Here is a 933-nt window from a genome sequence, read left to right as displayed (position 1 = left end):
CGCCTAGGCATCCACCGTGTGCTCTTAGTAGCTTAACCTAAGTGTTTCTATAAAATAGAAACGGTGTATATTATTTCTCGCCTACTGCTGTTTAACACAGTCGTAGAGAAGAAACATTCTAAAACGCGATGTTTCGTTTTCGGTATCCAGTTTTCAAGGATCAACTTTGTTGATAGATTTATGGTGGAGCCAAGCGGGATCGAACCGCTGACCTCCTGCGTGCAAGGCAGGCGCTCTCCCAGCTGAGCTATGGCCCCGCAAATTCTATCAAAACTAAACAACGAGTGAGTTTTGCCATTCAATGAATGACCACAGATCCACCGAAGTGTTCTGCGTTTGCCGTTCTCCGAAAAGAACGACGTTCGAATGTTTCCGTTGCAGGAAACGATTCTCCATAGAAAGGAGGTGATCCAGCCGCACCTTCCGATACGGCTACCTTGTTACGACTTCACCCCAATCATCTACCCCACCTTCGGCGGCTGGCTCCTTTGCAGGTTACCCCACCGACTTCGGGTGTTGCAAACTCTCGTGGTGTGACGGGCGGTGTGTACAAGACCCGGGAACGTATTCACCGCGGCATGCTGATCCGCGATTACTAGCAATTCCGACTTCATGCAGGCGAGTTGCAGCCTGCAATCCGAACTGAGACCGGCTTTTAAGGATTGGCTCCATCTTGCGATATTGCTTCCCGTTGTACCGGCCATTGTAGTACGTGTGTAGCCCAAGTCATAAGGGGCATGATGATTTGACGTCATCCCCACCTTCCTCCGGTTTGTCACCGGCAGTCTGCTTAGAGTACCCACCATGATGTGCTGGCAACTAAGCATAAGGGTTGCGCTCGTTGCGGGACTTAACCCAACATCTCACGACACGAGCTGACCCCAACCATGCACCCCCTGTCCCCTTTCATCCGAAAGACAATACTACCCCCAA

1 tRNA gene and 1 rRNA gene are annotated in these 933 nt (G+C 50.8%); both read right to left on the bottom strand.

Annotation, left to right across the window (positions count from 1 at the left end):
* Window positions 1-181: 181 nt before the first annotated feature.
* Window positions 182-257: transfer RNA gene (locus tag PTI45_RS19665), tRNA-Ala, on the bottom strand.
* Window positions 258-398: 141 nt separating this feature from the next.
* Window positions 399-933: ribosomal RNA gene (locus PTI45_RS24410) — 16S ribosomal RNA — on the bottom strand; the annotation flags it as partial.

It is taken from the genome of Paenibacillus nuruki, from assembly GCF_001721045.1.
Lineage (GTDB): Bacteria > Bacillota > Bacilli > Paenibacillales > Paenibacillaceae > Saccharibacillus > Saccharibacillus nuruki.
Note: the sequence above shows the minus strand (reverse complement) of the source record. Positions and strands in the feature narration are given on the sequence as shown.